This window comes from Streptomyces chrestomyceticus JCM 4735, from assembly GCF_003865135.1.
Taxonomy (GTDB): domain Bacteria; phylum Actinomycetota; class Actinomycetes; order Streptomycetales; family Streptomycetaceae; genus Streptomyces; species Streptomyces chrestomyceticus.
Genome location: NZ_BHZC01000001.1, coordinates 4,567,169 through 4,583,311 on the forward strand (window position 1 = coordinate 4,567,169; position 16,143 = coordinate 4,583,311).

Sequence of the window (16,143 nt, forward strand, 5' to 3'; positions counted from 1 at the left end):
GTGCCGGTGGACGCGGGGGCCGGTGGCACCCGGGCCGGTGGCACGCGGACCGGTAGCAGACGGGCTGGTGGCAGACGGGTCGGCACTCGTCCGTACCGCAGTCGGCCGGCCGGTGCCCGCCGCCCGCCCGTCAGTCGGTGGCCCGGTTCCGGCCCCCGCTGACCCGGACACCCGCTACCCCCCGGGCTTGATCAGGTACCCGGCGCCCCGGCGCGTGTGGATCATCGGGCTGCGGCCCGCGTCGATCTTCCGGCGCAGGTACGAGATGTACAGCTCCACGACGTTGGCCTGGCCGCCGAAGTCGTAGCTCCACACCCGGTCCAGGATCTGCGTCTTGCTCAGCACCCGCCGCGGGTTGCGCATCAGGTACCGCAGCAGCTCGAACTCGGTGGCCGTCAGGTGGATCTCCTGACCGCCCCGCCACACCTCGTGGCTCTCCTCGTCGAGCAGCAGGTCGCCCACCGCGAGCAGCGACTCGCTGCGGCCCGCCGCCGCGCCCGCCCGGCGCAGCAGACCGCGCAGCCGTGCCACCACCTCCTCCAGGCTGAAGGGCTTGGTCACATAGTCGTCGCCGCCCGCCGTCAGCCCGGCGATCCGGTCCTCGACCGCGTCCTTCGCGGTCAGGAACAGCACCGGCACCTCGGGCAGTTCATGGCGCAGCCGCCCCAGTACGGTCAGGCCGTCCATGTCCGGCAGCATCACGTCGAGCAGCACCGCGTCCGGCCGCCACTCACGTGCCGCCCGCAGCGCGGCCGTGCCGTCACCTTCGGCGCGGATGTCCCAGCCCTCGTAACGCAGCGCCAAGGAGAGCAGTTCGGCGAGCGACGCCTCGTCGTCGACGACCAGCACCCGCACCGGGCTCCCGTCCGGACGCAGCAGCTCAGCGGGCTTCTTGGCGATGGATGTGGACGCTGTCACGGTCATGCTGTCGAGGCTGACCACCCCCTCTGAGAGCCGTCTTGCGCGTATCTGTGAATCTCCTGAGAAACACCCGTCACCACATCACGGTGTCAGTGGAACCGGACTGGGCCGCCCCCCGCGCGGTCCAGCCGGTCACCACTGGAATCAGCATGGCACCTACCACTGACAATCGCCCTGACCTGCGACTTCGCACCCCTGAGAGGCTCCAATCGTGCTCCCGCCGGTCTCCCGGCAGACTCCCGCCGGTCTCCTGGCGGACCGAAGAACCTCCCTCCTGCCCCCTTCCCTTCACCCCGACGTCAATCCGTACCGTCACCCCATGAAGATCCTCACCCTCAACGGCAGTCTGCGCGCCCGCTCCTCCAACGGCGCCGTCCTGCGGTCCGCCCTCGCACTCACCGACGCCACGTCAGCCACCGCCGACATCGCCGCGCTCCCCCACTTCCACCCCGACCAGGACGCCGAGGGCGCCACGCCGCCCGCCCCGGTGGCCGCCCTGCGCCGCACCGTCGCGGACGCGGACGCCGTACTGATCGTCAGCCCGGAGTATGCCCACGGCGTCCCCGGCGTCCTCAAGAACGCTCTCGACTGGCTGGTCAGCAGCGCCGACCTCCTGGACAAGCCGACCGCGGTACTGACCGCGTCACCCTCACCGACCGGCGCCGCGTACGCCCACGGGCAGTTGCGCGAAACCCTGCGCACGATGTCCGCCGCCGTGATCCCGGATGCCTGCCGCGACTTCACCGCCATCGGTCCGAAGACCGACCCGGCCACCGGAACCGTCACCGACCCCGCCACCCTCCAGGACCTCCGCACGGCCCTGACAGCACTGACCACCGCCGCGGCCACTCCCAACACGCGCAGCACGGCGAGCCGTTCGTCCCCCTCGTAGCGGTACGTGATCGGCCACGCGCGCCCCACCAGCGGCCCGGCCGCGTCGAAGTACGCCCAGACCTTGGCCAGCACCCGTTCCGGCATGAAGTGCGTGTGTACGTCGATCAGCCCCGGCAGCCCCAGCCCCCGCCAGAACGCTTCGACCCGCTCGTCACCGTCCACCGCCATGGTCCCGCCCTCTCACCGTTACGCGCACGGGCACCGCCCCGGCCCCCGCCGCCCCATCAGCGATCGTTGCGCCCAGCACCTACCTGAATCCACCCCTCGCCCCCGATCCGCCCCTCCCCCTCAGAACAAACTCCCCTGCGCCCCCTGCGCCCCTTCCCCACCTCCCCCTCCCTCCCCTCCCGCTCGCACCCCCGCCGTAGTCACCCCACCCACCGCACCACGCAACACCCACCCCGCCAACAACCGCCCATCCACCACAAACACCCCAGCCCCTCCCGTGCCCCCGGAATCTCCCGCGCCCCCGGCGTCCCGCACATACACATCAGCCCCCACCCCCGCCACCACAGCACCCACAACCTCATCCCCCGCAACCAACCCCTCCACCTCACCGACCCCCGCCGCCGGAATCCGCTCCAGCCCGAACACCTCCGTATGGTCCGTCCACGCGAACGCGGCCGGCTCCAGCGCCTCCGGCCACCCCGCCAGCCCCCGCGCCGCGCCGTGCAGCTCGGCGAGCGCCGCGGCCCGCTCCGGCACCGGCGGCAGCGCGGTACGCGCCGCCCGCTTCTCCGCCTTGCCGAACCGGTCCCGTACGTCCAGGGCCGTGCCCAACAGCGCCTCCGCCCGCCGCGCGGCCATCAGCGGCCCGTGTCCCAGCCATGCGTACGTGATCGCCCCCTGCTCCACCAGGCGCGCCGCGCCACGCTCGGCCGCCGTGATCCCCACCTTCAGCAGGCCGGGACCGAAGTACGCCAGGTAGACGCCGTACGTACGCGGATCGTCGGCCATCGTGTCCGCCGCCACCGACCGCGAACGGTCGAGCCGCGCACAGTCCGCGCACTGGTCCCGCGTGCGCCCGCCGTCGATCACGGCCGCGTACGGGCAGGCCGTCCACCGCGCGCCCCTGCGCACCCCGAGGCACCGCCGCTCCCCCACCACCGCGAAGGCCAGCTCTTTGCCGGCAGGCAAGGCACTACGCCGCCGCGCACCCCGCTCCGGGGCGTACCACCCAAGCCCCTGCTCCTCCCCGTCCCAACTCGGCCCCGTACACCACCAAGCACCCGCCACCCCACTCACGCCCCAACACCCACCTTGCCCGCGCCGGTCTCCCCCACCTCAACCGCCCCACCTTCCGCCGCAGCCCCCGATAAGTGCTCCGATACGCACTCGGCGACACGCCGATCGCGGCCTGAAGATGCTGCCGCAGCGAGGCCGCCGTACCGAACCCGGCGTCCGACGCCACCCGGTCCACCGTCAGTTCCGTCTCCTCCAGCAACTGCCGCGCCCGCTCGACCCGTTGCTGTGTCAGCCACTGCAACGGGGAGACCCCGACCTCCTCCCGGAACCGCCGGGTGAAGGTCCGTACGCTCATCGCCTGGCACGCGGCCAGTTCCCGCAGGGTCACCGGCTGGTCCAGATGTTCAAGCGCCCACGCCCGGGCCGCGGCCGTGGAGGAGTACTGCGGTTCGGGGACCGGGCGGCGGATGAACTGGGCCTGCCCGCCTTCCCGATGCGGCGGTACGACCGTACGGCGGGCCACCTCGTTGGCCACCGCAGCTCCGTGATCACACCTGATCATGTGCAGGCACAGATCAATCCCGGAAGCGACACCCGCGGCCGTAAGCACGCCTCCCTCATCCGTGTACAGAACATCCGCATCCAGCTCCACCTCCGGGAACAGCTTCCGGAACTGCTCAGCCGACCGCCAGTGCGTAGTCGCCCGCCGCCCCTCCAGCAGCCCGGCCGCCGCCAGCACGAACGACCCGGTGCAGATCGACGCCACCCGCGCACCCGGACGGATACGCGCCACCGCCCGCGCCATCTCCTCACTCAGACATCCGTCATCCGTCCCGTAGTCCTGCTGCGAGGCCGGCACCACGACGGTGTCCGCCTCCGCGAGGGCCTCGGGCCCGTGCCGCACATTGACCGTGAAATCCACATCGGTACGGAGTTCCCCCGGCTCCGGCGCACACGTCACCACCTCGTACAACCGCCGGCCGTCGGCCGTCTCGGCCTGCCCGAAGATCCGGTGCACGATGCCCAGCTCCATCGGCAGCAGCCCGTGCCGCACCAGTACGGCGACCCGATGCCGCCCGTCCTCCGCGAAGACACCCATGGCCCGATCCTCACACACCTTGGCCATCCGGCCACTCGCCCCGCCCCCACCCCCCACCAGAAGATCAACCCATCCCCAAAAACCTTCCCTCTCCCCCCCTTGGAGCCCCCATGAAGGTCCTATGGCTGGCAGCCCACCCCGAAGAACGCTCCCTCAACAGCTCCCTGAAGAACGAAGGCATCCGCACCCTGCGCGACCACGGCCACGAGGTCCAGCTCTCCGACCTCTACGCCATGAAGTGGAACCCGGTCGTCGACGCCGACGACTACGACCACTCCCCCACAGAACGCCTCCACATCAGCAAAGCCGCCCACCACGCCTACACCAACGGCAACTTGAGCCCCGACATCCGCGCCGAACAGGAGAAGGTCACCTGGGCCGACACGCTCGTCGTCCAGTTCCCCCTCTGGTGGTACGGCATGCCCGCGATCCTCAAGGGCTGGTTCGACCGCGTCTTCATCAAGGGCTTCGCGTACGGCATCGACGACCCCGCCACCGGGCAGGCACTCCGCTACGGCGACGGCCCGCTGACCGGCAAGCGCGCCATGGCCGTCGTCACCGCCGGCGCCCGCCCCTCCTCGATCGGCCCCCGCGGCGTCAACGGCGACCTCAACGACCTGCTCTTCCCCCTCCACCACGGCACCTTCTGGTACACGGGCATGAGCGCGGCCCCACCGTTCCTCGTCCCCTCGGCGGACCGCACCACCCCCGCCACCTTCGAGGACACCGCCGCCCGCCTCCGCACCCGCCTCCTGGAACTCCCCTCGACCCCGCCCCTCCCCTTCCGCCGCCAGAACTCCCCCGACTACGACCCGGAAACCCTCACCCTCCACCCGCACCTCGCCCCGCACACCACCGGCCTGGCCCTGCACTACACGGACGCCCCGTAGCCCACGCAAAAAAGACCGGTCCGGCACGTTTCCGTGCCGGACCGGTCTTCGCAGTAGCGGGGACAGGATTTGAACCTGCGACCTCTGGGTTATGAGCCCAGCGAGCTACCGAGCTGCTCCACCCCGCGTCGGTTCGTCAGACTCTACGCCACACCCGCCCTCAGGGGAAATCGTCACCCCTCTCCCCTCCCCCACCCATGCCGACCGGGGCGAAGCCGGGGGCGGACGGGACTCCACGTCGGCGGGTGCTGCGGGCGCGGGGGCCCGCTGCCGTACTGCCACAGGGGGGCGGACCTACCGGGCAAGGACCCCAGGGGGCCACATGCAATGGACGACGCTTACGGCGACAGCCGTGGGAACGGTGCTCGGCGTGATGGCCACACTGGCCGCCGACCACGTTCGGCGGCGACATGACCGGTCAGAGCGGGATCATGACACGCTGCGCACGGCATTACTGGAGTACCTCACGGCTCTTTCAAGGGCCAAGGACGCATTCTCCCGATCGGAACTGGCACCTGAACGCGTGGGTGCAGGTCACATCGCGATCAGCGAGCACGGCGTATACGCCGCACAGCACCAGCTCGAACTGGTGGCCCCACCATCGCTCCTCGACAAGGCGCGTCGGGCCACCCTCAGCGTGCTCGACTTCCACGACGTGGTGGTGTCCGGCCGCACGCCGGACTCCGGGGAGTACATCCATGCCTGGCGAGTCGCCGGCCAGGCCCGCGCGGCGCTGATCGAAGAGACGAGGGTGACGCTGCGGCGCATCTGAGCGATCCGGTCGTCGCGAAGGAGACGGGGCCGGAGGACCCTGTTGCTGCGCTCCGCTGCTGTAAGGCACGACAAGACCGCCGTCCGGGGGACCTGGCGGGGGCTTGGCCTGCTGCGCGCTCGACAGAATTCGAACCTGCGAACTTCTGTTCCGTAGATTCGGCACAAGCGACCGCCACGGGCCACATCGCCGTCGCCCACGGATTACCTCACCCCCCCTACAGAGTTCTCCCTTGACGATTTTTTACATTTCCCTCTGCCAGCCGGCCATTCTGCTTGCATTCCATGATCACATGGTTCCCATAAGCGCTCAAAATCTGGCTTTCAGCGTCGGACTATTCCGATCATCCCAACGGCTACGTCAACATCGCTGCCACCGAGACTCCACCGGAGTCTCACCGGCAGCGAAGAGACACTGAATGCACACCACTGCGAGATTGACTGTCGCCGTTACGGCCTCGGTCTCCCTGGGGCTTCTTGCGAGCCCCGCGACCGCCAGCAACCAACCTGGCCATCCAACTGTGACTGCACAGATGGCCCAGACCCACTGGACCACCAGCATGTGGGTGAAGCGGCCGGGGGGTTGCACCCTCTACCCGTCCCTGCGCAGCACCAGTCGGCCACTCACGGCCGGCGCGTGGCACGTGCCTCGGAACCACCGGGTGGGCTGGCGGTACCAGGTCAACGGAAAATGGACCCTGGTCCTCGACCACAGCCACCACATCAAAGGCCGGCCCCACTGGGCATTCCTGGAAACCGCGTGTTTGAAAGGCAACTCCTACCCCGCGAAGTCCAAGGACAGCCAAGGCAGGGTCCGCAATCTGTGGGGCAAGGCATCCAAGGACTGGCGCCATGTCGACTTCGGGCAGACCCGCTCGACCAAGGGCCGGGTCACCGGCACCCGCAAAGTCGGCGCCGCCTACACCACTATGCGCGACAGGCCGAGCGCCTTCGTCACGTCCAACCTGTTCCGTGGCGCCGAGTTCAAGAACACCAACCGCTGTACCAGCCACAGCAATAACGCCTGGGTCTACGGAATGGACCTCCGCGCTCATCGCTGGGGGTGGGTACCGTCCAATGCTTTGCGCGGCAATCCCTGCCTGCACATGAGGTGACCGAGGGCACCTGAGGCTCGTCAGCCCCGACACATTCGCGAAGAACCCGTTAGCTCGACCTACTCGGGAGAGCCGCTGCGGGGACTCGCGCCTACGAGCGGTGCGAGTCCTCGTCGTCGCGACTCACACTCGTTGCGGCACGAGCAGGGCGCCGAGACTCGCATGATCATGGAGACGCCGGGCCACAGCTCCATGGCGAGAGGCCCTGTCGATTACTCGACAGGGCCTCTCGCCTGCTGTGCGCTCGGCAGGATTCGAACCTGCAACCTTCTGATCCGTAGCTCTAAGCGGATCGGCTGGTGAGGGTCATACCAGCCGCAGCAGTACCCCGTGGAGACGCCTTCGGGCGAAGGCCGTTGGTGGGGTTGCTGTACTTCACTGCTGTACAGCAACCCTCCGTCCACGGGCGCCAGCAGAGGTCGGCAGCCGATCAAGCCGCCCCCACGTCGACCAGCCGGCGCGCCCCCGAGCCGCTCCGACAACACACCCGCACGAGCTTCCTCAAACGCGCCCTCACTTGAGGTACGGTTTGAGGAAGTCGGAGCACGGAGGCACAGTGAGCCAGTACCGCAAGCACAGCCCCGCCCATCGCACCAAGATCGTTACGCCCGCAGAGGCGGACGCCCGCCTCTCAGAGATGGGGCTTTCCGTCAGGAAGGTCCGCTCCAGCGTCACGACAGGGGATGACGCACGACGACGGGTATCGGTCAAGTTCTATCCAAGGAATTTCCCAGGCGTGACCATGTGGGCAGAAACTCTGGCCTCTTTGCGTCGCGAGCTCCTTAAAACCCGCCAAGGGTGGAGCATTGGGCAAACCGGAAACTACGAGACGGTGTACTCGTCACAGCGAAAGGTCGCCTTCGCAGTCGTAGCTGGTGACAAGTACACTGGCATCGACGGACCTCGCGACCCACGACTTACTCGCAAGCGCGGCCCAAAGACCAAGGAGCGCATCGAGCGTAACGCAGCTTACGAACAACTTGCTTTCAAGCTTGACCTCCCCCTGCTAGCCGAAGAAATACCTGCCGACGAGGCGTGCTCCACGTGGTTCTTGGTCGTCTTTGCGGATGAAGACCACATCCGCATGGAAGTCTCACTTCCGGTCGATATTCGGAAAGATGGTCTAGTGGGGGAGTGGGTCGAGCGAATCATTATCGATCCCGTTCCTTCCTCTGGAGCGGTTGCACCCATCGAACCGGATGAGGATGGCGATGACGACGGAGAATCGTTGGTCACTAGGACTAACCGACCACTCCTTTAATCACACCCGCTTGACGCTTGCGCGCGAAAGGCGTGGGCTCACAAAGCAAGCCTTGGCGGAGCGATGCGGGGTTTCCCGAAGGACGGTTTCGGCCTGGGAGGCTGGCGAGGTTGACTGCCCGCCAGTCGATCAACTATCAAGCATACTGCGACTCCCTCAAGCGTTCTTCACTTCGGATGACCCACCACAGGTAGAAGAGGAGTGGATTAGCTTTCGCGCCCTGTCGTCTATGACGGCTAGGCAAGTGCGCCGCATTCTTTCCGTAAGTTCACTCGGGGTTGAACTCAGCAACTGGATCGACAAGCGGTATGGGACCCCCGGCGTCGACCTACCCGACTTCTCTGAGGCTGCCGATCTACCACCCGCAAGTACTGCTGAACAGTTGCGCTCCATCTGGGGACTTCACCAGAAGCCTGTAAAAAATCTTCTCCCACTCCTCGAAAGAAAAGGCATTCGGGTCTACTCCCTCCCAGCCCCAGATCGGGAGATCGATTCCTTTACTTTCTCACACGAGGGTCGACCCTTCATCTTTCTGAACCTGAGCAAAACGGCAGAACGCATGCGCTTCGACCTAGCGCACGAGTTGGGGCACATAATCCTCCACAAGGAAACTCAGAAAAATAGGTCCCGCCAGGTCGAGCAAGAGGCACATGACTTCGCTTCGAGCTTTCTGATGCCAGCCGATGGCCTATACGCGCAAATCATCGGAAAGTTGCGCCTAGAGGACGTATTCACTCTGAAAAACTACTGGCAGGTTTCCGCTCTTGCCATGGTCGAGAGACTGTACAGCCTTGAGTTCATCTCAGAGTGGGTGCGACGCCGCTGGATCATCGAACTGACACAGCGAGGCTACCGAACGGCCGAACCGGATGGAATTCACCCTGAAACATCGAAATTCTTTACAGACGTCTTCCGCCTAGCCCGCGAAGACGGGTGGACTTCCCGAAAGCTAGCTGACGACTTGAACGAAAGTGAAGAGGACCTGGACTCTCTAGTCTTTGGCTTGGCAATCTCATCCGTCAGAGGCGGCGGGCAGGGGGGCCTGCTCGGCATGGTCACTTGACGGTGGTCAAGTAACGATCGAATCCGTGCGGTGGTCGGACCGAACTGCTATCTTTCTGTCGTCGCCAGTTGAGACTAGGGGCAGGAGCTTGGGGTTCGATTCCCCTTGCGCCCTTCCTCGTACTCGTTTCGGCCGCGTTGGCAATCCGGTTCGTCATTCCTGCCCTAGGTGACACCACGCCAGGAGACCTGAAAGCCACCACCGGACGGAAGGAGATTGTTATGAGCGGGATGCGAAAGTCAATAACGGTCGCTTTGAAGGTGGCCGTGGCAGTCGTAGAAGGCTCCGCAGCTGGGCTGCTGCTTCCTGCCTGAGCTGGCGAACACCTGGCCTCGGACACACAAGGTCCGAGGCCAGGCTGTTGGGTCTCTGCACAGCAGGGCTCTTCCAGTAGTTTGAGCACTGCCCGATGGCACGAGGTCGAGCGGTAGCGCTCATGACCGGCTCAGCCCCGTCGCGGCAGCAGCCAGCTCCCCCGCAACCACAGTTAGGGGTTCCGGTCCGCTCACGCTGCCGCATCCGTGACGGTGGCGGTACGGCGCCCAGCTCCCGCCGGCCGTTGTGCCCGGAGTGCCCAGCGCCCCCAATCCCACCTCTCCCGTAGCCTGCCTGCCTCGACAGGACTACGACCTATGGGGCGGTCGGCAGCGCGCCCGTCACGTAAACCGCTCACCGCTTCCGCCTCCACCTTCATCACCCCTCATCTGCACCCTTCCCGCCTCCCGGGGGCTCCCCGCCGGGTCTGCCCTCTTGGGCCGCGGGCTCTGGTGCTGCCGCTCGGCTCGCCCCAGTGGCGGGCGCCTACGGCCTGGTCATGCGGAGCGGGCGTCGCGGGTGATGGCCTTGGCTGGCGGGGTGTTTGCTCGTTCCGGCGCTGCTCTTGGGCGGGGCAAAGCGTGTACGAAGCACCCCGTGGCAGCTTCAGGTGGCGCGGGGCCGGGGGCCGGGCGGAGCGGGCCGGAGGCAGGAGCGGCGCCCGAGTCCCCGAGCTCCGCGCCGGCCCGCATTGCGGGCCGGTGGGGTGTGCTTCGTAGCGGCGGCTGCCAAAGCCGTTGACCCGCGCGCCGGATGCCGAAGGCAAGAGCACCCACAAGGCCAACGCCGTCGTCCGCGGCGCCGGTTCCGGCGACGGCCGGGCCGCTGGGTACTTGGCCGACGGGAACGAACCCGTTTGCGCGCTCTCACCAGCTCCCCACGGACTTCCATCAGGGCTTCGCGTCCGTGCGCGAGCGGCGTCAGGGCGGCCCCGGCCGGGAATGGCGATCCTGCTGTGGGAGTTCCTGGAGTGCTCTCCCCCTTCCCCCACCCCACCCCGCCCGCAGGGCGGGGCTTGAACCAGTAGAGAAAGTTGTAACTCAGGCTGGCGGGAGGGGCTTGAAGTCCTCCGTGCAGGCGGGGAGTACGGTGCCCTGCCGGTGGGCGAGGGGGAGGAAGGTCACGGGGCGGATTGTCCAGGTGATGCGGGTGTTGGTGTGGGTGATGGTCACCGTGTAGGGCTGTCGGCGGAGCAGGGCGGCCCTGGCCTTCAGCCGTCCCTCGCAGAGCCACGTCCAGGCTTCCTGTGAGGCGTCCGGGGAGAGGGCCGGCGTGATGGTGCGCAGGGCTACGGCTACCCACCGGTCGGCCTGGTGGGCCGAGTAGGCGTCGAAGGATGCGTGCAGGGCCGGCCTCTCGGTCGGGTTCGCGAGGTCTTGCGTCCAGCATTCGCACCAGTAGCCGCGGCGGGGCTTGTCGGTCTTCAGCATGGGTGGGCTCCTGGTCGGCTGCTGGTGAAGAGTTCTGCGGTGACGGTGTGGGCGCCCTGACTGCTGTGGACCACCACTCGGTGGGCGATCGCGTTGACCATGCCGAGTCCGCGGCCGTGATCGGCCTCCTCGTCCTGGTCCTCGACCTTCGGGTGCGTGCCTGCGCCGCCGTCGTCGGTGACCGACAGGGCGATGACCTGCGGGGTGACCGCGAGGGACAGGTGGAAGCTGCCGGAGTCCCGCCCGCTGGCGGTGTGCAGGATCGCGTTCGAGCTCAGCTCGCTCACGATCAGCTCGGCGTCCTCGGCCAGCGGGGAATCGCGCAGTATGTCGCGGGTCCATCGGCGGGCCCGGCTCACCTCTTCCGGGGAACCTGGGCAACTGAGCCCCCAGACCTGGACTCTACTCGTATACTCGTGCATACAAGTTCCTTCGTGCTGGTAGGCCGCCATGTGCAGCGGGTTCGGGCTAGACGAGTTTCACGCCGTCGTGGGCGCGGACGGCCGGCGGGCTCATGGCGTCGAGCGCGTCCAGGACGCGGATCGCGTACGCCTCGTCGGCGAGTTCGGTGACTTCTTCGCGGGTGGCCCACCGCAGCGCGCGGGTTTCGTCCCCGGTGGTGGGGGTGCCGTCGGCGGCCCGGCAGCGGAAGACCAGAGAAACGATCAGGCCCGTCATGTTCTTGTAGACACCGGTCAAGGTCGCCGGAAGCTCGATCTTGATGCCGGTTTCTTCGAGCACCTCGCGCTGAAGGGCTTCCGGGATGGTTTCCTCGCGTTCGAGGACTCCGCCCGGCGGTTCCCAGTGGCCGTTGTCGCGCCGCTTGATCAGGAGAGCCCGGCCCTGGTCGTCAACGATGACTCCGGCGACGCTCACGGAGTGCGGACGGTCGGTGCTCACGTTCCTCGGCCCCTTCGGATGGCTAGGCTCTCCACCGTAGCAATAGCACTCGCCCACTCGTCTAGATACCTAAAGGAGTAGTCCACGTGACGTCTCTTCCGAGCGTTCTTGGCGCTCTCGACCCCACGAGTGATCGTGCGGTCTTTCGACAGATCGCCGATCAGCTTCGCGAGGCCATCGATCGTGGCCGGTTCAGGGAGGGGAGAAGCTGCCCTCGGAAGCTGAGCTGGTGGAGCACTACGGGGTTTCCCGTATGACGGTGCGGAACTCCTTCTCGGTCCTCCAGGGGGAGGGCCTGGTCCATGCCGAGCACGGCAAGGGCGTGTTCGTCCGGCCGCGCCCGCCCGTCCGGCGCCTCGCCTCTGACCGGTTCGCCCGGCGTCACCGTGAGCAGGGCAAGTCGGCGTTCATCGTGGAGGCCGATGCCGTCGGCAGTCACCCGAAGGTGGACGGCCTGGAGGTCAAGGAGGAGAAGGCCAGTCAGGACATCTCCGCCCGGCTCGGCTCCGTGCGGCGGGTGCTCGCCCGGCGGCGCCGCTACCTGCTTGACGGCCGGCCGGTTGAGTTCGCCACCTCGTATCTGCCGCTCGACATCGCCCGCGGCACTCAGATCGCCGAGCCCAACCCCGGCCCCGGCGGCATCTACGCCCGGCTTGAGGAGCTGGGCCACCATCTCGACCACTTCGAGGAGGAGATCCGCGCCCGGATGCCCTCACCCGCCGAGGTCAAGACGCTGCAACTGGCCTCCGGTGTCCCCGTGATCCACCTGATCCGCACGGCGTACGACACGGAGAAGCGGGCCGTGGAGGTCTGCGACACGGTGATGGCGGCGGACGCGTACGTCCTCTCCTACCAGCTCCCGGCCACCTGACCGGCGGTGCGCGAGGCCATTTCTTCGGACTCGTACACCCCGTCACGCATACTCGTATAGACGAGTGGGCAAGTTGTGTGGCAAGGTGGTCCACGCTCCCGGAAGAGCCGGGCGCGAAGACTGCAACTTGTCTAGACGAGTAGATGGGAAGAAGCCTTGCGCACCATCCGTGTGGAGACCTCGGCCGCGACGATCCTGCTGACCGAAGCGCCCGAGCCCAAGGTCCGCGACCGCAAGACGGGCGAGATCGCCAAGGACACCAACAGCGGCGAAGCACTGATGACGATCGGCGTCGTCTACATCGAGGAAGGAGAGTCGTCCCTGATCAAGGTCACCGTGCCGGAGAGCGGTGCCTCCGAGGGCCTGGCGCTCGGCGCCCCGGTCTCCCTGCCCGGCCTGGTCGCCCGGCCGTGGGAGTCGGTGTTCAACGGCCAGCAGCGGCACGGCATCGCCTACCGGGCCGCCGCCGTCACTCCGGCCGCCTTCCCGGCCGCCATGGGGAACGCGGCCTGATGACCGACCTGGCAACGCTTCTGGAGGTAGGTGGTCCCGTCGCTGCGCTCGGCGGTGGGGCCGCCTACACCCGGGCACGACACCCGGGGGTCTACTGGTCCACGGTCGGCCTGCCGGTCTCGACGGCCCGGCTGCTCGGCTCGTACAGCTCGGTCATGGAAGCGTGCGGCCTGACCGTGACTCCCTCCCGGCTGCGGGTCCTGGCGGTCAAGGCCACCACCCGCCGCGAGGTCCGGCCCGTACCTCCGCGTCGCGGCATCATCCGGCCGACCACGACGGGGTTACGGCTTCGACTTCGGCTCGCCCCCGGGCAGGAACCCGCCGACGTGGCGGCCTCCGCCGAACGCCTGCGCCATGCGTGGGGCGTGCACGCCGTGTACGTGACGCCCGTCAAACCCGGCGTGATCGACCTGCGGCTGGTCGGGTTCGACGTGCTGCGGAAGGTCCGCATGCCGCGCAAGCTCCCGGCTGGGCTGCTGAAGGTCCCGGTGGCGCTGCGGGAGGACGCCACGGCCTTCGTACGGGACTACCGCACCGTGCCGCACGGGCTCACCCTCGGGGCGACGTTGTCGGGCAAGTCCATGTACCTGCGCCACCTCATCGCCGGGCTGGCCCGGCAGCCCGTCGCCCTGGTCGGCATCGACTGCAAACGGGGCGTGGAACTGGCGCCGTTCGCGGCCCGGCTTTCGGCGCTGGCCACCGATCCTGAGCAGGCTGCGGAACTGCTGCCGGTGCTCATCGAGGAGATGGAGGACCGGTACGACCTGATCAAGGCCCGGCAGGGCATCGCCCCGGACACACCGGACGAGGAGATCACCTCCGACGTCTGGGGTCTGCCTGAGCATGAACGCCCGGTACCTGTCGTGCTGTTCGTGGACGAGGTGGCGGAACTCTTCCTCGTCGCCACGAAGAAGGACGAACAGCGCCGGGACGAGATGGTCACCCAGCTCATCCGCCTCGCCCAGCTTGGCCGGGCGGCCGGCATCTACCTGGAGGTCTGCGGACAGCGCTTCGGCGCCGAACTGGGCAAGGGGGCGACCATGCTACGGGCCCAATTGACCGGCCGCGTCTGCCACCGCGTGAACGATGAAGCCTCCGCCAAGATGGCGTTGGGCGACATCGCGCCCGAAGCGGTCGCCGCCGCCTGCGCCATCGCCCCCGAACAGCCCGGACTCGCCGTGATCGGCGACGCATCCGGCGGCTGGTCCCGCGTCCGTACGCCGTACCTGTCTCTCGCTAAGGCTGCCGAGACCTGCCACGACTCGGCTCACCTGGTCCCCGACCTGCCCGCGCTCCAGCCGTTCCGGCCAGCTGTGCCAGTACGGCCGGGCAAGTCCCTGGTCTCGGTCGTTCGGCCGCAACCAACAACTGGCTGAACTCCACTTCCACACCCCGGTTGGCGCGAATACCTCGCGCCGTGTCCCTACCCCCGCCATGCCTGAATCCGGAAGGAGCCGCAATATGCGCGCCCTGTTGGCCCGCGTTGATGCGGTGCTCGTCCAGGCGGTCATCGCCGCTGCTCTGTCCTTCGCCCACCTGCACGACATCGCTTCGGCGGCCGGTCAGGACGGGTGGAAGGCATGGGCGTACCCCGTCTCCGTCGACCTGCTGCTGGTGGCTGCCTGGCGGCGGCTGCGAACCAGCGACGAGAAAGCGGCCGGGTGGTGCTGGTTCGTGATCGCGCTGGGCGCCTCCCTGGGCGCCAACGTAGCCACCGCCGGACTGCTCGACCTGGACGACGTACCGGCCTGGCTGCGCATCATCGTCGCGGGCTGGCCCGCCGTCGCCTTCCTCGGCGGCACGCTCCTCGTTCACTCCGCAGCGGTTCCGGCAGAGGCGCCCGACGCAGTCGAGGACCAGGAGAAGCCCACGACCATCGGGGACCAGGAGGACGCGCCCGATCCGGCACCGGCACTCCCGCCGCCACCGATCCCCGAACCGACTCCCGCGCCCCCTGCGGTCTCCGTCCCGGCCGCCCTGGTCGAACACGCCCGCAAGGTCGCCACCGAGCACCACACCCGCACCGGCACCGCCATCGACACCCCGACCCTGCGCGCCCGCCTCGGCGTATCCCTGCCGATCGCCGACGCCATCGCCGCTCAGCTCTGAGAGGAGATCCACATGAGCGCCAACCGCCGCTTCCGCTCGGTCACCCGCATCGGTCCCGTCCAGGTCGGCACGTCCTACGACGGTCGCGGCCGGGAGAAGCACACCGCCGCCTGCACGGCCCCGCGTTGCGGCTTCTCCGCCGACTACGACAGCCGCGCCGCCGCCGAGCTGGCCGCACGTACCCACCGCTGCCCCGTCCGCTGATCCATGCGCCGAAAGGATTCCGCCCCGTGACCGTCAGCCTGCCGCTCGTCGTCGTCCTCGGCCTCTTCGCCTGGGGTGCGGTCAAGTACCTCGGCGTCCGCATCTGGATCGTCGTGGTGATCGCGCTCTTCGGGTTCTGGCTCTCGCACACCTTCATGGCGCCGGCCATCGAGAACGGCACGCGCTCCGGCGTGAACATCATCAACGGCTCACATGACTAGACGAGTAGGTAAGGAGAGCTCTGCCGTGTTTCTGCCCAAGTACCCCGACAGTCCGACGCCGCCCACACACATCACCTCCACCGCGGCCGACTCGGCCCCCGCCCGGCGGCCCGTCCCTCAGATCTCCGTCAGCACCGGGGCCGTCGCGGCCGTCCTCCTCGGCGGCGTCGTGCTCACCGCGCTCCTGGCCGCCGTCGCCGTCTCGGCCGTGTCCGTGGCGGTCGCCGCTGTCGTCCTGCGCTCGCTGCTCCGCGATCACCACCGCCGCTGACTGACCAGCAGTACACCGAACCCCCGGGCCGGCCTCGATACCGCCAAGCATCCGCCGCCCCGGGGGCCCTCCCCCTTCCAGCCGAAGCCAGAAGGAGAAAGGCCATCATC

Annotated in this window: 18 protein-coding genes, 1 tRNA gene and 3 pseudogenes; 14 read left to right on the forward strand and 8 right to left on the reverse strand. The window is 68.1% G+C overall.

The genetic code is table 11. The features are described from left to right. Positions 1–174: 174 nt before the first annotated feature. Positions 175–924, reverse strand: a complete 750-nt coding sequence (locus tag EJG53_RS19530) for a response regulator transcription factor (RefSeq protein WP_125045924.1) — start codon at positions 922–924, stop codon at positions 175–177. A gap of 316 nt (positions 925–1,240) precedes the next feature. Here EJG53_RS19530 and EJG53_RS19535 point away from each other — a divergent pair, with 316 nt between their 5' ends. Then, positions 1,241–1,813, forward strand: a complete 573-nt coding sequence (locus tag EJG53_RS19535; protein WP_125045925.1) for an NADPH-dependent FMN reductase — start codon at positions 1,241–1,243, stop codon at positions 1,811–1,813. Here EJG53_RS19535 and EJG53_RS42600 read toward each other — a convergent pair. The 3 genes and pseudogenes from EJG53_RS42600 to EJG53_RS19550 form a co-directional block, all read right to left on the reverse strand. After that, positions 1,768–1,983 (reverse strand): annotated as a pseudogene (locus tag EJG53_RS42600) (amidohydrolase family protein); the annotation flags it as partial. The gene EJG53_RS19535 and the pseudogene EJG53_RS42600 overlap by 46 nt on opposite strands. Before the next feature lie 120 nt (positions 1,984–2,103). Continuing rightward, positions 2,104–2,952, reverse strand: a complete 849-nt coding sequence (locus EJG53_RS19545; protein ID WP_244955225.1) for a DUF2797 domain-containing protein — start codon at positions 2,950–2,952, stop codon at positions 2,104–2,106. Between the two features lie 4 nt (positions 2,953–2,956). Further along, positions 2,957–4,126 carry a GlxA family transcriptional regulator gene (locus EJG53_RS19550; RefSeq protein ID WP_244955226.1) on the reverse strand — a complete coding sequence of 390 codons (1,170 nt, stop codon included), beginning with the start codon at positions 4,124–4,126 and terminating at the stop codon, positions 2,957–2,959. A gap of 83 nt (positions 4,127–4,209) precedes the next feature. On the opposite strand from EJG53_RS19550, the gene EJG53_RS19555 reads away from it, so the two are divergent. Further along, complete coding sequence (locus EJG53_RS19555; RefSeq protein ID WP_125045926.1) at positions 4,210–4,989, forward strand: NAD(P)H-dependent oxidoreductase; 780 nt, start codon at positions 4,210–4,212, stop codon at positions 4,987–4,989. A 54-nt stretch (positions 4,990–5,043) separates the two neighbouring features. On the opposite strand, the gene EJG53_RS19560 is transcribed toward EJG53_RS19555, so the two are convergent. Further along, positions 5,044–5,117: transfer RNA gene (locus EJG53_RS19560), tRNA-Met, on the reverse strand. Positions 5,118–5,341: 224 nt separating this feature from the next. Here EJG53_RS19560 and EJG53_RS19565 point away from each other — a divergent pair. The 5 genes and pseudogenes from EJG53_RS19565 (at position 5,342) to EJG53_RS19580 (ending at position 9,199) form a co-directional block, all read left to right on the forward strand. After that, a complete protein-coding gene (locus tag EJG53_RS19565; protein ID WP_244955227.1) occupies positions 5,342–5,761 on the forward strand; it encodes a hypothetical protein in 420 nt (139 codons plus the stop codon). A 532-nt stretch (positions 5,762–6,293) separates the two neighbouring features. Then, positions 6,294–6,875, forward strand: coding sequence for a hypothetical protein (locus EJG53_RS19570; RefSeq protein ID WP_125045928.1), 582 nt, complete (start codon positions 6,294–6,296; stop codon positions 6,873–6,875). A 556-nt stretch (positions 6,876–7,431) separates the two neighbouring features. Next, positions 7,432–8,136 (forward strand): hypothetical protein, encoded by a 705-nt coding sequence (locus EJG53_RS19575; RefSeq protein WP_125045929.1) that lies wholly within the window; start codon positions 7,432–7,434, stop codon positions 8,134–8,136. Next, positions 8,087–8,278, forward strand: a pseudogene (locus tag EJG53_RS43920) (helix-turn-helix transcriptional regulator); the annotation flags it as partial. The gene EJG53_RS19575 and the pseudogene EJG53_RS43920, both read left to right, overlap by 50 nt. A 102-nt stretch (positions 8,279–8,380) precedes the next feature. After that, positions 8,381–9,199 carry an ImmA/IrrE family metallo-endopeptidase gene (locus EJG53_RS19580; protein WP_244955228.1) on the forward strand — a complete coding sequence of 273 codons (819 nt, stop codon included), beginning with the start codon at positions 8,381–8,383 and terminating at the stop codon, positions 9,197–9,199. Between the two features lie 1,355 nt (positions 9,200–10,554). Here EJG53_RS19580 and EJG53_RS19585 read toward each other — a convergent pair. The 3 genes from EJG53_RS19585 to EJG53_RS19595 are packed head-to-tail and all read right to left on the reverse strand — an operon-like array spanning position 10,555 to position 11,820. Further along, positions 10,555–10,944 (reverse strand): hypothetical protein, encoded by a 390-nt coding sequence (locus tag EJG53_RS19585; protein WP_125045931.1) that lies wholly within the window; start codon positions 10,942–10,944, stop codon positions 10,555–10,557. Further along, entirely contained in the window at positions 10,938–11,366 is a 429-nt protein-coding gene (locus EJG53_RS19590) for an ATP-binding protein (RefSeq protein WP_125045932.1), read from the reverse strand. The genes EJG53_RS19585 and EJG53_RS19590 overlap by 7 nt, the downstream gene beginning before the upstream one ends. A 46-nt stretch (positions 11,367–11,412) precedes the next feature. Then, entirely contained in the window at positions 11,413–11,820 is a 408-nt protein-coding gene (locus tag EJG53_RS19595) for an NUDIX hydrolase (RefSeq protein WP_125049456.1), read from the reverse strand. 110 nt (positions 11,821–11,930) lie between these two features. Here EJG53_RS19595 and EJG53_RS19600 point away from each other — a divergent pair. The 7 genes and pseudogenes from EJG53_RS19600 (at position 11,931) to EJG53_RS19630 (ending at position 16,033) form a co-directional block, all read left to right on the forward strand. Next, a pseudogene (locus EJG53_RS19600) lies at positions 11,931–12,715 on the forward strand (GntR family transcriptional regulator). Positions 12,716–12,871: 156 nt separating this feature from the next. Continuing rightward, positions 12,872–13,228: an SCO3933 family regulatory protein gene (locus EJG53_RS19605; RefSeq protein ID WP_030023172.1), complete on the forward strand. Its 357-nt coding sequence runs from the start codon at positions 12,872–12,874 to the stop codon at positions 13,226–13,228. After that, entirely contained in the window at positions 13,228–14,604 is a 1,377-nt protein-coding gene (locus EJG53_RS19610) for an FtsK/SpoIIIE domain-containing protein (protein WP_125045933.1), read from the forward strand. The genes EJG53_RS19605 and EJG53_RS19610 overlap by 1 nt, the downstream gene beginning before the upstream one ends. A gap of 85 nt (positions 14,605–14,689) precedes the next feature. Further along, entirely contained in the window at positions 14,690–15,337 is a 648-nt protein-coding gene (locus tag EJG53_RS19615) for a DUF2637 domain-containing protein (protein ID WP_125045934.1), read from the forward strand. A 12-nt stretch (positions 15,338–15,349) separates the two neighbouring features. Beyond that, positions 15,350–15,541, forward strand: a complete 192-nt coding sequence (locus EJG53_RS19620) for a mobile element transfer protein (protein WP_004986816.1) — start codon at positions 15,350–15,352, stop codon at positions 15,539–15,541. Between the two features lie 26 nt (positions 15,542–15,567). Beyond that, a complete protein-coding gene (locus EJG53_RS19625; protein ID WP_030023165.1) occupies positions 15,568–15,762 on the forward strand; it encodes a hypothetical protein in 195 nt (64 codons plus the stop codon). 25 nt (positions 15,763–15,787) lie between these two features. Beyond that, positions 15,788–16,033, forward strand: coding sequence for a SpdD protein (locus EJG53_RS19630; protein ID WP_125045935.1), 246 nt, complete (start codon positions 15,788–15,790; stop codon positions 16,031–16,033). Positions 16,034–16,143 lie beyond the last annotated feature (110 nt).